Origin of the sequence: Amycolatopsis sp. WAC 01376, assembly GCF_003947415.1 — a bacterium.
In the GTDB taxonomy this organism is placed as follows: domain Bacteria; phylum Actinomycetota; class Actinomycetes; order Mycobacteriales; family Pseudonocardiaceae; genus Amycolatopsis.
Genome location: NZ_QHKL01000006.1, coordinates 105,687 through 119,204, shown reverse-complemented (window position 1 = coordinate 119,204; position 13,518 = coordinate 105,687). Strand labels below are relative to the sequence as shown.

The window sequence follows — 13,518 nt, the reverse complement described above, 5'->3', positions numbered from 1 at the left end:
AATGCGGGGGTTAGAGGACGCCCTTCGTGGACGGGATGCCGCCCGCCCGCGGGTCCGGCTCGGTCGCGGCACGCAGCGCACGCGCGACGGCCTTGTACTCGGCCTCCGCGATGTGGTGCGGGTCGCGGCCGTGCAGCACCCGCACGTGCAGCGCGATCTGCGCGTGGAACGACAGCGAGTCGAACACGTGCCGCGTCAGCACGAACGGGTAGTTCCCGCCGATGGTGAAGCTGTTGAACTGCTCTGGCTCGCCTAGGTGCACGCAATACGGGCGCCCGGAGACGTCGATCGCGGCGTGCGCGAGGGTTTCGTCCATCGGGATCCACGCGTCGCCGAACCGGCGGATCCCGCTCTTGTCGCCGAGCGCCTGCCGCAGCGCCTGGCCGAGCACGATCGCGGTGTCCTCGACGGTGTGGTGCGCGTCGATGTGCACGTCACCGGTCGCCTGCACCTTGAGGTCGAGCGAGCCGTGCACGCCGAACGCGGTGAGCATGTGGTCGTAGAACGGGACACCGGTGTCGATCTCCACCTGTCCCGTGCCGTCCAGGTCGAGCTGGACCGAAATGGACGATTCCTTGGTGGTGCGATCCACCTTGCCGACGCGACTCATCGCGGCACCTCCTTGCTGGCCTCGAGAAAGGCGTCGTTCTCTTCCGGCGTCCCGATGGTCACCCGCAGGTGCCCTTCGATGCCGACGTCCCTGATCAGCACGCCGTTGTCCAAATAGGACTTCCAGGTCGCGGGCGCGTCCGCGAACCGTCCGAAGAGGACGAAGTTCGCGTCGCTCGGGACCGGCGTGAATCCCAAGCCCAGCAACGCTTCCACCACCCGGTCGCGTTCGGCCGCGAGTTTGGCGACCGAGGCGAGGGTGGCGTCCGCGTGCCGCAGCGCGGCCCGTGCGGCGGCCTGTGTGAGCTTCGAGAGGTGGTACGGCAGCCGCACCAGTTGCAGCGCGTCGACGATCGCGGGCGCGGCCGCGAGATACCCGAGCCGTCCGCCCGCGAAGGCGAACGCCTTGCTCATCGTGCGCGACACGATCAGCTTCGCGGGGTACTCCTCGAGAAGCTCGATGGCGCTCGGCTGCGGCGAGAACTCCGCGTACGCCTCGTCGACGACCACGATGCCCGGCGCCGCTTCGAGCAGGCCGCGCAGCTCGCCGAACGGGATCGACCCGCCGGTCGGGTTGTTCGGGCTGGTCACGAAGACGATGTCCGGACGGCGTTCGCGCACCAGCGCGGCCGCCTTCTCGGTGTCGAGCGTGAAATCGTCGCGGCGCGGCACCGGCAGCCAGTCGGTGCGGGTGCCCGCCGAGATGATCGGGTGCATCGAGTACGACGGTTCGAAGCCCAGCGCCGAGCGGCCGGGGCCGCCGAAGGCCTGCAAGATCTGCTGCAGGACCTCGTTGGACCCGTTGGCGGCCCACACGTTCGACTCCGACACCAGCACGCCGGTGGACACCGCGAGGTAGTCCGCGAGGTCCTGGCGCAGCGCCACGGCGTCGCGATCCGGGTAGCGGTGCAGCGAAGCGGCTTCGGCGCGGACGGCCTCGGCGACGTCGGCCACCAGCGCGTCCGGCGGCGGGTACGGGTTTTCGTTGGTGTTGAGCCGGATCGGCACGTCGAGCTGCGGCGCGCCGTACGGGGTCTTGCCCCGCAGGTCCTCCCGCAGCGGGAGCGCGTCGAGCGTGATCTCCTCGCCGATGCTCATGCTCGCTCCCCTTCGAACCGCGCCGTGATGGCCTCGCCGTGCGCGGGCAGATCTTCGGCGTTGGCCAGCGCGACGACGCGGCCGGCGATCTCACGCAGCGCGTCCTGGCTGTAGTCGACGACGTGCACGCCCTTGAGGAAGCTCTGCACCGAAAGGCCGGACGAGTGCCGCGCGAACCCGCCGGTGGGCAGGACGTGGTTCGACCCGGCGCAGTAGTCGCCGAGCGAGACGGGCGCGTACGCACCGACGAAGATCGCGCCCGCGTTGCGCACGCGGGCCGCCACCGAACGCGCGTCCGCGGTCTGGATCTCCAGGTGTTCCGCGGCATACGCGTCGACGACGCGTATGCCGTCGTCCATGGTGGACACGAGGATGATGCCGGACTGCTTGCCGCTCAAGGCCTCCGTCACCCGCTCGGAGTGCTTGGTCGCGGCCACGCGGCCGGTCAGTTCCTTGTCGACGGCGTCCGCGAGCGCCTCGGACGTGGTGACCAGCACGCTCGCGGCGAGCGGGTCGTGCTCGGCCTGGCTGATCAGGTCGGCGGCGACGTGCACCGGGTCGGCGGTCTCGTCGGCGAGGATCGCGATCTCGGTCGGGCCCGCCTCGGAGTCGATGCCGATGATGCCGCGCAGCATGCGCTTCGCCGCGGTGAGGTAGATGTTGCCCGGCCCGGTCACGATGTCGACCGGCTCCAGTGTCGTGCCGTCGGTGTCGGTTCCGCCGTAAGCGAGCAGCGCGACGGCCTGCGCGCCGCCGACGGCCCACACCTCGTCGACGCCGAGCAGTTCGGCCGCGGCCAGGATCGTCGGGTGCGGGAGGCCGCCGAACGCGGCTTGCGGCGGCGAGCACAGCACGAGCGTGCCGACGCCGGCGATCTGCGCCGGGACGACGTTCATCACCACGGTCGAGGGGTACACCGCGAGCCCGCCCGGCGCGTACAGCCCGACGCGCTCCACCGGGATCCAGCGCTCGGTGACGGTGCCGCCGTCGACGACCTCGGTCGTGACGTCCTGACGGCGCTGATCACCGTGGACCTTCCGTGCGCGGACGATCGACTCCTCCAGCGCCTCGCGGACCGCCGGATCCAGGTTCTCGAGCGCGCTGGTGAGCTCGGCGGCGGCGACACGCACACCGCCGGGGCGGACCTTGTCGAACTTCTCGGTGTACTCGAGAACCGCGTCGACGCCGCGATCGCGGACCGCCTCGACCACCGGCCGTACGTGATGCAGCGCCGCGTCCACGTCGTACTCGGCACGCGGGAGCGTGCTCCTGAGTTCGGCAACGGACGGGACCTGTCCACGCAGGTCGGTACGGTTCAGCATGGGTCAAGGGTACGAGGTGGCCCGATCGCCCCGAGCAGGCACACTGGGGTGGTGACCAGCGATCCCACGATGAGGGAGGCGGCCGTGCCGCGAATCGGGTTGTGCCAGCTCACGGCCGCCGAGGATCCCGAAACGAACCTGAAGCCGATTCGCGAAGGCGTGGCGGCCGCGGCGGCCGACGGCGCGCGGATCGTGGTGTTCCCCGAAGCGGCGATGGCGCGCTTCGGCATCCCGCTCGGACCCGTGGCGCAACCTTTGGACGGACCGTGGGCGTCCGCTGTGGCGTCCATCGCGGAAGAACACGGTGTGGTGGTCGTCGCGGGCATGTTCACGCCGTCGCCGGACGGCCGCGTGAGCAACACCCTGCTCGTCACCGGCGCCGGACACCACTTCGGTTACGACAAGATCCATCTGTACGACGCCTTCGGGTTCGCCGAATCCGACACGGTCGCCCCCGGCACCACGTCCGCGACCTTCGAGGTCGACGGGGTCACGTTCGGCCTCGCGACCTGTTACGACATCCGCTTCCCGGAGCTGTTCCGGAAGCTGGCCGACGACGGCGCCGACATCGTCCTCGTGCCGACGTCCTGGGGCGCGGGCGAGGGCAAACGCGAGCAGTGGGAGGTACTCGTGCGCGCCCGCGCGCTCGACTCCGGCTGCTGGGTCCTCGGCTGCGGGCAGGCCGATCCGGCCACGACCTCGACCCCGGTGAACCCGAAGGCGCCGACCGGGATCGGCTACTCCACGGTGTCCGACGGTTTCGGCCGCGTCCACACGCAGCTGGGCCCCGGGCCGGAACTGGTGGTCGTCGACCTGGATCCCGCGGTCAGCGGGAAGGCGCGGGCGGCGACGGGCGTTCTGGTGAACCGTCGCCTGTAGCGTTCACGGAGCGTTCGAAGAAGGATTCGAGCACGACGATCGTCTGCGTCCCGGTGACGCCCTCGATGGCGTACAGCCTGCGCAGTGACGCCTGGAGTTCCTCGGTGGTCGGCGTGCGCACCTTCACCAGCAGCGAGGCCGGGCCCGCGATGATGTGTGCCTCCACGACCTCCGGCAGCGCCTCCAGCGCGGCCTTGGTCGGCGAGTCGCCCATCCACGAGCCCGCCTCGATCAGCACGAACGCCATCACCCCGCGACCGACCGCCGCCGGATCGACGTCGACGGTCGTGCGCCGGATGACGCCCTGTTCGCGTAGTTTGCGGACCCGCTCGTGCGCGGCGCCCGCCGACAGCCCGACCGCCTTGCCGAGCGCGGCGTACGCCTGAGTCGCGTCCTGCTGCAACTCCGTGAGCAATATGCGATCCACGTCATCCACGGGTTGACCATATCATGTTCAGCGGTTCATGATGATCGCAATATCTCATTCGGAACACTGGGGTTTCCATGGACATGGTCAAGGCACACTTCGAAGTCCTCGACGAGCGGTTCGCCCGCGTCAACGGGGACGAGTGGATGCGGCGCCTGCACACGGGCTGCCGGTGGACCGAGGGGCCCGCCTACTTCCCGGCAGGCCGGTACCTCGTGTTCAGCGACATCCCGAACGACCGCGTCCTGCGGTGGGACGAGACCACGGGCGCGGTCGGCGTGTTCCGGGAGCCCGCCGGATTCCACAACGGGCACACCGTCGACCGTCAGGGCAGGCTCGTCAGCTGCGAGCAGGGCAACCGCCGGGTGACGCGTACCGAACACGACGGTACGACCACCGTCCTCGCGGAGACCTATCAGGGCAAGAGGTTCAACAGCCCCAACGACGTCGTCGAATCCTCGGACGGCGCGATCTGGTTCACCGACCCCAGTTACGGGATCGACAGCGACTACGAAGGCCATCAGGCGGAAAGCGAGATCGGCGCCTGCCACGTCTACCGCGCAGACCCGGTGGACGGTTCCGTGCGGATCGTCGCGGACGATTTCTCGCGTCCGAACGGGCTCGCGTTCTCGGTGGACGAAGCACGGCTCTACATCGTGGACACGCGCCAGAACCCCAGCCACATCAGGGTTTTCTCGGTGGCAGACGGGCTGCTTTCCGGGGGCGAGGTCTTCGCGACCTCCGACGCCGGCGGTTTCGACGGCGTGCGCCTGGACGCCGCGGGCCGGGTCTGGGCCGCCGCGCACGACGGTCTGCACTGCTTCGCGCCCGACGGCACGCGGATCGGGAAGCTGCGGGTGCCGAAGGTCTGTTCGAACCTGACCTTCGGCGGGCCGCGGCGGAACGATCTGTTCATCACCGCGTCCAGTTCGGTGTACACGCTGCGGGTGAACTTCTCGGGACCCCGCGTTTAGCGCGGTGACGGCGACGCGAAAGGGACCTTCGCCGCTTCCCATGCGGTGAAGGCGTCCTTCACGTACTCCCCGGCCGGGGCCCCGCACCAGGCTTGGGAAGCGTGCAATGAAGGGGCCTTTCATAGCAAATTTTGCTATGAAAGGCCCCTTCATTGCAGTCTTTCAGCCCCGACTGACGGGTTATTGAGGGGAAGGGCAAACGTGTCGTGGTGCGGGGCCGGTGTCGCTGCTGCGTACGCGTTCTCCTGGTAGTGAGGGCCTCCTTGCCTACTCTGAGGGTAGTGAAGGAGGCTTTCGCTACCGTCAGATGTGATCCCTGGTGACGGTGGGGCGGCTGTGGCCTCGGCGGTTGGTCGTGAAGTACATGAAGGCCCCCTTCCTTGCGTCTAGCGCAAGGAAGGGGGCCTTCATGTACTTTGGCAAGGCGTAGCTCGCGTGACTGGATGCCACACTCAGGCCCGAGCCACGACACGTTTGCCCTACCCTTCAATAAGCGCACAACCGAGCCGAGCCGAGCCCGAAGCGGCTACCGCAGCAGCCCTTCCCGGATCGCCACCCGCACGAATCCGGCCCGCCGCCGTTCCCCGGTCTTGTCCCGGATCCGGTCGAGGTAGGACCGCACCGTCCGCACGCTGATGTTCAGGATCTCCGCCACGTCGACGTCGCGTTCGCCTGCCGCGACCAGCCGCAGGACCTGCTTTTCCCGTTCGGACAGGACGATCTTGGGCCCGGCGTGGCGGTCCTCGCTGTCCTGGATGATCATTCCGGCCAGCGTCGGGGACACGTACGCGTTGTCGTCGGCGATGGTGCGGATGGCGCGCAGGAGTTCGTCGCCGTCGACGTCCTTGGACAGGAAGCCCTTCGCCCCGGCCTGCATCGCGCCCAGTACCTCGGGCTGCTCGGCGTGCGCGGACACCACGAGCACCTTGTGCCCCATCTGTCCCACTTCGAGGACCGCGGCGGCGTCCTGGACCCCGCGCAGCTTGAGGTCGAGGACGACGACGCTGCCGGGAGGCTGCTCCTGGACGGCGAACCGCGCGACGGAGTCGGCGACGGCGCCCAGCTCGATGTCGGGCGCTTCGGTGAGGACACGCGCGACGGCGTCCCGGTACAGCGGATGATCTTCGATCACCCCGACATTGATCGGCATGATGCGTTTCGGCTGCTGCTCGTCTGCGTTCACCGGCGTCCTTCGAATCCGCCCGCGTCGGCGCGGGGTACGACCGGCCGAGATGGGCCGGGCACCTCCGGCGGAGACGCGAGCCCGAGCTGGATGGCCTTGCGGACCAGACCGGCCCGCCTTCTCTCTCCGAGTTTGTCACGGATCCGGTCCAGATAACCGCGAACGGTCCGGACTCCGATACCGAGGATGCGGGCGATGTCGACGTCGCGTTCGCCTGCCGCGACGAGCCGCAGGACCTGCTTCTCGCGCGCGGAAAGCGCGACGTCCGGAGCAGGCACGGGACGGTCGGCGTTGTCCTTGATGATCATTCCGGCCACCACCGCGGAAACATAGGCCCGGCCCTGCGCGACCGTCCTGATCGCGATCAGCAGCTCGTCGACGTCGACGTCCTTGGACAGGAATCCCTTGGCACCGGCGGCGATCGCGCCGAGCACCTGCTCGGGTTCCGCCTGCGCGGACACCACGAGCACGTGATGCCCCAGTTCGCACACCTGGAGCACGGCCGCCGCTCCGGCGATCCCCGGCAGACCGAGGTCGAGCAGCACCACGCTGCCGGGCGGCTGCGGATGGACGTGGAACCTGGCGACCGAATCGACCACCGCGCCCAGTTCGATCCCTTCGGCCTCGGTGAGGACCCGGACCACGGCGTGCCGGTACAACGGATGATCTTCGATCACCGCGACGTCGACCCGGTCGGTCTCCGGCCTGTCTTCAGTCATCTGCACGTTTCCGCTCACCCCGTCCCACCCGCGGACACCGCACGGCCCGCCTGCGCCGGATCCAGCGCGGGTCCGCGTGGCACCAGCGCCAGTAATCCATTCGGAACCGGTTGCCGTTCGGCTTGGCCGTATCCGAGGGAAGCGAGTGCCTCACTGCTCGCCACCGGGTACTTCAAGCCCGTGTCGGTCACGACGTAAACCGTGCCGGAACCGGATTCCGCCACCACCGCGCCTCCCGACGGAGGCACGAAAACCGCGTCGGCGACCAACGCGTCCGTCCGCGCCGTCACCGGGATCGCCTTCGCACCTTGCGGCAACGGGACCTGTGCGGAGATAACGATTCGAGAACCCTGCGCGCATAACGTCACGGACTGTCCGGTAACGGGTGCTTTTCGCGGGATCCGGTCCGGATACTCCGCGGGATCGGCCCCGCCCGCCCTCGCGGTGCCGACCTTCGGCACCGCGGCGACGTCGGCCGCGCGCACCGCGACGGGCGCCGGGACACCGGTGTAGGCGTCCGCGTTCTGCGGCGTGTTGATCAGCAGGCTCGCCTCGGTCTGGCCGATCGGTTCGAGCCCTTCGGCGTGGACGAGGTAGTACGACGTCGCGTTGCCCGGTGTCGCCATCGCGTCGACGACGCCGAGCACCGAACCGACCTTCGTCGCGGTGCCGCCGACCTTCGGGCCGGGCCGTCCGGCGTCTTCGACCGCGCGGTAGGCCAGATCGCGTCCGGCGGCGACGGTGCCGATCCACCGGGACGACACCGCGATCGCCGGATAGGTGTCGAACTGCAACGCCGTGGCGGCTTCCGGGGTGAGCTTGTAGCGGCGCCCCGCCGTCACGAGATAGCGCTCTCCCTCGGGGACGCGGACCACGACGGCCTGGTCCCTCGGCAGGTCGACCCCGGCGGCGGGTGCGCCGAGGAGCACCGTCGTCTCCGGTTCGGCCGACGCGGGCGCGTCCTGGGTGGTCCGCGTGCAGCTCGTCCACGGGGTGTTCACCAGCGCGGCCGCCGCGGGCAGCGAATCGGGCGCGCCGGGAATGCCGATCTGCGAACCGCGCGGCGCCTTCGCGAGCTTGTCGGAAGGGACGGTCACGGTGGCCTCGCCGTTGCCGCCCGCCATCAACCGCGCGGAGGCGTAATTGAGCACCGGGTGCAGCGCGCCGTCCTGGCCGAGGATGTAGCGCGCGCCGGTGCCCTCCTCGACGATCACCTTGCCGCCCGCCAGCCAATCCTTGCCGCCGGAAGGGTTCAGCAGGCCGATCACGCCGAACACCGCGGTGACCAGCAGTGCGACGCCGAGGCCGCACAAGGTTCCGATGACCAGCCTGCGGCTCGGGGCGACCGGATGGTTGGCGTCAGCCGAGACCAGTGCCGAAACCAGTCTCCTGCGGAGGAATTGGTAGGCCTGGATCTGGTCCCGCTGCGTCCACACGCTCCCGTCCCCCGCCGTTCGTGCCCACCCGTTCGAGGGTGCTCACGTTAGGTCTGGGCCCGGTTCGCGGTGAGGGTATTTTTTACGCCCCTCCCCCGCGCGGGGCGCGGCTACCGTCGGGCGCGTGCACGGAGGAGGGGAATTCCTTGTCGGTTGAAGCCCCGGCCCGCCCGGTCCAGGACCGGGCTCCAGCGCGCGGTGTCGCGGGCGCGGCGCCGCTGCCCTGGCTGCTGCCGATCCGCCCGCTGCAGGCGGCGCTCTGGGAGATCGCCGGGATCGCGATCCTCCTGGCCTTCACCGTGGACGGGATCCCCCTCGCCGCGCAGATCAGCATCACCGCCGTCGCCGGCGTCCTCGTGCTGACGACGTCGGTCCGCTTCGCCGGCCGTCACCTCGCGGGCTGGCTGCTCACCTGGGCCGGTTACCGGCTGAAACGCCGCGACAAGAACAAGGTCCCCGATCCGCTGCACCGGCTCGCCGGTCCCGCCCGGGTACGCCAGCACGTCGACCGCGCGGGCAACCGCTTCGGTGTCGCCGAGGTCAGCGACGGCTGGAGCGCCATCGTGCGGCTCACCCCCGGCGCCATGGCACCCGGGCCGGACACCCTCGTCGCCATTCTGCGCGAGGCCTTCGCGGGCACCGGGATCCCTTTGTCCAGCGCGCAACTGCTGACCTGGACCGTCCCCAATGGACAGTCCGTGCTCCGCGTCCGCTGGCTCACCGTCCGGTACCGGCCCGAGAACGCGCCGATCGCGGCGCTCGCCCGCGGCGGCGGGGAACTCGGCGCACTGCGGAGCACCGCCTGCGCGGCGCTGAGACTGATGGGCACGCTGGCCGAGGCCGGATTCGAGAGCACCGTGCTCGAAGCCGGTGAAGTGGCGGAAGAACTGCGCGTCGCGCTCGGGCACGGCCAGGGCGCGCCGGTGAACGGCTGGCGCTCCTGGGACTGGGGCGGCGCGTCGCAGGTCTGCTACCGGCCACGGTCCGAACGGGATCTCGCGCGGACGCTGGATCTTCACGTCCCCGGATCTGCGTTCACCGCGACTTCGTACACGCTGCACCGGACGCCTGGCGGACGGGAGAAGTCCGAAGTGACCATCCGGGTCGGCGGGCGGCCTGGGGCGGAGACCGTGCGGCCGAGCGGGGTCGCGGTGATCCCGCTGCACGGACGGCACGCGGCGGCGGTCCGGCGGACCCTGCCGCTGGCGCTGGAGAACTGAGGGGACGGTCCGTGGAGGACTCCTTTCTTCTCTGAGGGTAGGGAAGGAGTCCTCCACGGACGTAACGCGTGATGAGCGTCAGCCGCGTACGGCTTCGTAGACGCCCGCGATCATGCCGACGAACGGGATCAGCGAGAGCAGCACCAGGAACTCCACGATGTCGAGAGTCCTTGCCCAGTACGGAGAACGACGTCCCTTCGCGACACGCGTCGCGTAGGTGAGACAGACGCCCGCCGCGACGACGACGGCACAGCCCGCGGCGAAGACGAACGAACGCGGCCCGCTCGCGGCGAGCCAGAAACCGGCCGCCGCCAAGGCCGCCGCGCCGAAACCGATGAGCACGACCCGCTGCGAGCGGCCCGCGAAGGCGCGCGAGCGCAGCATCAGCGCCAGACCCAGCAGCGCGCACAAGCCCGCTTCCCAAGCCCCGCCGGAAGACGACAGGACCACCGAAGCCGAGACCACGACGAGTCCGAGCGCGACGAGCAGCCCGGTCAGCAACGCCTGCGCGTAAGTCGTCCCGCCGACCATGTCCTCGCCGAGCGAGGGGTCCTCGTCGGCACGGAACGCGTCCATGTCGTCGGGCACCCTGGGCAACGGGAGCCTGCCGAGCCGCAGCGCCATCATCGGCGCGACCGCGGCCAGCGCCGTCGCCACGACGGCGACCACGGCGGCCGCCGAAACCGGGCGGACGTCGGCCAGCAGGACGATGGCGGTGGTGATCGCGCCGAGCCCGGCCGACACCGTCACCGCGACGAACCACGGCAGCCGGTCCGCCACCGAAACGGCCGCGATCACGCCGTAGACGGTCACCACCGCGAGCCCGGCGGCCAGCGGTCCTGCCGACAGCGAGAACAGCGGATGCGGCGGCAGGATCGACATCCCGGCCAGCAGTGCCGCGCCGACCCCGGCGAGCGCGCCGGCCGCGCCTGCCTCCGCGTCGCCGTACGCGCGGCTCAGCGCGCCGCCGCCCAGCACCAGTACCAGCGCGAGAAGTCCGGTGCCGATCGGCGCCAGCACACTCCCGGACGCCGCCGCCTGCACCAGCAGTCCACCGGCGAGCAGCAGGACCACGGACGCGACGATGCCCGCCTTGCGCGCCACCGACGGTCCCCACCGCCCGGTGCCCGACTCGGCGACGCTCGCGATCGAATCGACGACGTCGTCGAACAGCAGCGGACCCCGCGGGCGTTCCCGCGGGGTCAGATGGAGGACTTCGCCGTCGCGCACCTGCGCCGCGGCGACCGTGAGCCCGAGCGCGAGCGGAGCGCCGCCGAGCCGGGACAGCACCCAGCCGGGATGCTCGGCCGACGCCTGCCCCGAAGCACCCGCGAGCCGCACGAGCTGCGGGACGAGTTCGGCGAACGTGCTCTGCTGCGGCAGCGCCACGTCGACACGCGCCCGCGGTGTCACCACCGTGACGCGCCGGGTGGAGCCCGCGATCGCGGCCGTCATGCTTCGATCGACTTGGCGGACTCGATGACGGGCGCGAATTTGGCGTTGCTGGCCTCGGCCAGCTTCTGGAGCCCGTTGTTGACCGCCTCCAGCACGATCTCCGAGATGTTGCGCGCGTCGTACTGACGCAGTGCGCGCGGGTCGATGTCGATCGAGGTGAAGCGGCCGTCTCCGCGCAGCACGACAGTGACTTCGTTCTGCCGCGAGTGCGCCTTGACCTCCATCGCCTCGACCGAACGCTGGATGCGCTGCACCTCTTCGGTCTGCTTACGGACCTGGTCCAGCAGCTCGTCCATGTCCGGCATGGCGTAGGGGTCGGTGGTCACGAGTCTTCTCCTTCATCTGCGGTGGCATCCCGCCGGACGTGGACGCTGCCCACGAACCGCCGGAAGTCGTCGCCGAGGCCACGGGCCGCCTCGGGTGTCGCGGTGCAGGCGATCTGGAGGATCAGCCGGTCGGCCGGGCTCGCCCCCGGCACGGTCAGCTGCACCTGCGTCTGTACGAGATCCTGTCCTTCGCCGGTGCGGATGCGCAGCACCTGCGTCACCCCCGGCGCGACCGGAGTGCCGATCTCCTTGCGCCGCACCAGTTCGAGGGCAGCCATCGACCGGCCGAGGCGTTCGACGGCCTCGTCGGCGATGTCGGTGATCCGCGCCCGGTCCGGCCGTTGCCCGACGCTCAGGGTGATGTTGGGGGTGAACTCGCCGTCCGGCGCGGAGTGCACCGCCACGAAGACCGCGCCGTCGGCGCCGACGGACGACGGCTCGACGGGCACCCAGCCCTCGGGGATGTCGAAGCCCAGCGGGAGGGAGACCCGGTCCTCCGTGCTCATCCCGCTCACCACGTGCCCACGTAGGTGATCGCGTCGTCCCATGCCTCGCCGACGGCGTCCGCCGCCTCGCCCGCCGCGCCGCTCACCGCGTCGACGGCCGCGCCGCCGTACTCGCCGACGGTGTCCGCGATCTTCGGCAGGTCGATGTCGATCTTCGCGCCGATCCCGGCGCCGAGGCCGAGCGCGACACCGGCCTTGAAGTCGACCTTGATGTGTCCCGCGTCGTAAACGGCCTGGCCGTCGAGCTGCGCGCCGAGTCCATATTGGAGGGTTCCGCTCGCGCCGACGCCCACCCCGGCCACGTCGGCCGCGAGTTCGCCTTCGATCTTGCCGCCGACGAAGGCGTTGGCGTGCACGCCGACACCGTGCGCGCCCGCCTGGAGCGAGCCGTTCACCTCACCGCCGACGAACGCGGTCCCCTTGGCGCTGCCCGAAGCGACGCCCCATTCGCCCTTGCGTTCGAGTTCTTCCTTGAACGCGGCCAATTCGGCGTGCCCGGACGCCTTGAGGTCCCAGCCCTGCGAGGAGACCTTGGCGTCCCAGCCCGGGGTGAAGCCGTCTTGTTCCTGCTTCCATTTCGCGTAGGTGATCTCGGTGCTGTTCCAGGCCTTGTCACGCAGGCCTTCCGGCTTCGGCCTGCCGAACGGCGTGTCACCCGCACGCGGGGCGCGCGTGCCTTCGAGACCGTCCCAGGTGAGCTTCTTCCAGCCGGAATTGCCGAACCACGACGGATGCGAGCGCGGCCGCCTGCGGCCGTCGAGCGCTTCTCCGTTGAGCCAGTACAACGGTCCGCGGCCCCATTTGCCCAGTTCGTGCTCGATCCGGCCGGTGCCCTCCGGCGGGAACAGCCGCGCGAGTTCCTCGCTCAGTTCGTCCGCGATCTCCTGTGCCGCCTGCGCGGCGCGTTCGCCGAGCTGCCGGGCGGCGGAGATGAAAGCGTTGACCGCGTTCGCGTTCGCCGTCCGCGCCTGACTGGTGAGCTGCGCGGCGTACTGGTCGAACTGGGCGAGGATCGAGTCCACACAGGACTTCGCGCCCTGCAGGGCCTGCGCGCCTCCCCGTAGCCGGTTCGACTGGTCGCCCAGTTTCGTGCCGAGCTCGCCGAGTTCTTGGCTCAGTTTCGCGGCGGAGGTGGAGAATGCGACGTACGCGTCGCCTTCCCAGGACGCGTTGAGCGCCTTGGCCGCCTTGCCGATCTCCTCCGCGCGACCTGAAACCGTCGACGCCCGCTCGCCGCACCGCTGGCTCGCCGCGTTCAGCGCGGCGGGATCACCGGTGACCCGCCGCTGGTACTCGACCACGAGCCGCCGGTAATTCGACAGAATCGAACTGACGACGCCCGACGCGTCGACCACACCGCTCCC

14 protein-coding genes are annotated in these 13,518 nt (G+C 70.2%); 3 read left to right on the top strand and 11 right to left on the bottom strand.

Features of this window, described 5'->3' with window-relative positions; genetic code table 11:
* Positions 1–10 precede the first annotated feature (10 nt).
* From hisB to hisD, 3 genes are read right to left on the bottom strand one after another with little or no spacing between them, the layout of a single operon-like run.
* Positions 11–610, bottom strand: coding sequence for an imidazoleglycerol-phosphate dehydratase HisB (hisB, locus tag DMH03_RS27425; protein ID WP_007029930.1), 600 nt, complete (start codon positions 608–610; stop codon positions 11–13).
* Positions 607–1,707 carry a histidinol-phosphate transaminase gene (locus DMH03_RS27420; RefSeq protein ID WP_125794890.1) on the bottom strand — a complete coding sequence of 367 codons (1,101 nt, stop codon included), beginning with the start codon at positions 1,705–1,707 and terminating at the stop codon, positions 607–609. Before DMH03_RS27420 ends, hisB begins: the two co-directional genes overlap by 4 nt.
* A complete protein-coding gene (gene hisD / locus DMH03_RS27415; RefSeq protein WP_125794889.1) occupies positions 1,704–3,029 on the bottom strand; it encodes a histidinol dehydrogenase in 1,326 nt (441 codons plus the stop codon). The genes DMH03_RS27420 and hisD overlap by 4 nt, the downstream gene beginning before the upstream one ends.
* A gap of 84 nt (positions 3,030–3,113) precedes the next feature.
* Between hisD and DMH03_RS27410 the strand changes: the two genes are divergently transcribed.
* Positions 3,114–3,908, top strand: coding sequence for a carbon-nitrogen hydrolase family protein (locus DMH03_RS27410; protein WP_125795427.1), 795 nt, complete (start codon positions 3,114–3,116; stop codon positions 3,906–3,908).
* On the opposite strand, the gene DMH03_RS27405 is transcribed toward DMH03_RS27410, so the two are convergent.
* A complete protein-coding gene (locus DMH03_RS27405) occupies positions 3,856–4,344 on the bottom strand; it encodes an Lrp/AsnC family transcriptional regulator (RefSeq protein WP_125794888.1) in 489 nt (162 codons plus the stop codon). The genes DMH03_RS27410 and DMH03_RS27405 overlap by 53 nt on opposite strands.
* A 68-nt stretch (positions 4,345–4,412) precedes the next feature.
* Here DMH03_RS27405 and DMH03_RS27400 point away from each other — a divergent pair, with 68 nt between their 5' ends.
* Positions 4,413–5,309, top strand: a complete 897-nt coding sequence (locus DMH03_RS27400) for an SMP-30/gluconolactonase/LRE family protein (RefSeq protein ID WP_125794887.1) — start codon at positions 4,413–4,415, stop codon at positions 5,307–5,309.
* A 526-nt stretch (positions 5,310–5,835) separates the two neighbouring features.
* Here DMH03_RS27400 and DMH03_RS27395 read toward each other — a convergent pair.
* The 3 genes from DMH03_RS27395 to eccB are packed head-to-tail and all read right to left on the bottom strand — an operon-like array spanning position 5,836 to position 8,647.
* A complete protein-coding gene (locus DMH03_RS27395; RefSeq protein WP_125795426.1) occupies positions 5,836–6,459 on the bottom strand; it encodes a response regulator transcription factor in 624 nt (207 codons plus the stop codon).
* 29 nt (positions 6,460–6,488) lie between these two features.
* Positions 6,489–7,211, bottom strand: a complete 723-nt coding sequence (locus DMH03_RS27390; protein ID WP_233611672.1) for a response regulator transcription factor — start codon at positions 7,209–7,211, stop codon at positions 6,489–6,491.
* Positions 7,212–7,225: 14 nt separating this feature from the next.
* The gene (gene eccB, locus DMH03_RS27385; RefSeq protein ID WP_125794885.1) at positions 7,226–8,647 is read right to left on the bottom strand and encodes a type VII secretion protein EccB; all 1,422 of its coding nucleotides are present in this window, start codon (positions 8,645–8,647) and stop codon (positions 7,226–7,228) included.
* 146 nt (positions 8,648–8,793) lie between these two features.
* On the opposite strand from eccB, the gene DMH03_RS27380 reads away from it, so the two are divergent.
* The gene (locus DMH03_RS27380; protein WP_125794884.1) at positions 8,794–9,867 is read left to right on the top strand and encodes a type VII secretion protein EccE; all 1,074 of its coding nucleotides are present in this window, start codon (positions 8,794–8,796) and stop codon (positions 9,865–9,867) included.
* Positions 9,868–9,945: 78 nt separating this feature from the next.
* Here DMH03_RS27380 and eccD read toward each other — a convergent pair whose 3' ends face one another.
* The 4 genes from eccD to DMH03_RS27360 are packed head-to-tail and all read right to left on the bottom strand — an operon-like array spanning position 9,946 to position 13,509.
* Entirely contained in the window at positions 9,946–11,322 is a 1,377-nt protein-coding gene (gene eccD / locus DMH03_RS27375) for a type VII secretion integral membrane protein EccD (RefSeq protein ID WP_125794883.1), read from the bottom strand.
* Positions 11,319–11,648 (bottom strand): YbaB/EbfC family nucleoid-associated protein, encoded by a 330-nt coding sequence (locus DMH03_RS27370; RefSeq protein ID WP_199746568.1) that lies wholly within the window; start codon positions 11,646–11,648, stop codon positions 11,319–11,321. Before DMH03_RS27370 ends, eccD begins: the two co-directional genes overlap by 4 nt.
* Complete coding sequence (locus tag DMH03_RS27365) at positions 11,645–12,154, bottom strand: hypothetical protein (RefSeq protein ID WP_125794882.1); 510 nt, start codon at positions 12,152–12,154, stop codon at positions 11,645–11,647. Before DMH03_RS27365 ends, DMH03_RS27370 begins: the two co-directional genes overlap by 4 nt.
* A gap of 5 nt (positions 12,155–12,159) precedes the next feature.
* On the bottom strand, positions 12,160–13,509 hold the full coding sequence (locus DMH03_RS27360) for a WXG100 family type VII secretion target (protein ID WP_125794881.1): 1,350 nt from the start codon (positions 13,507–13,509) through the stop codon (positions 12,160–12,162).
* Between the last annotated feature and the right edge of the window lie 9 nt (positions 13,510–13,518).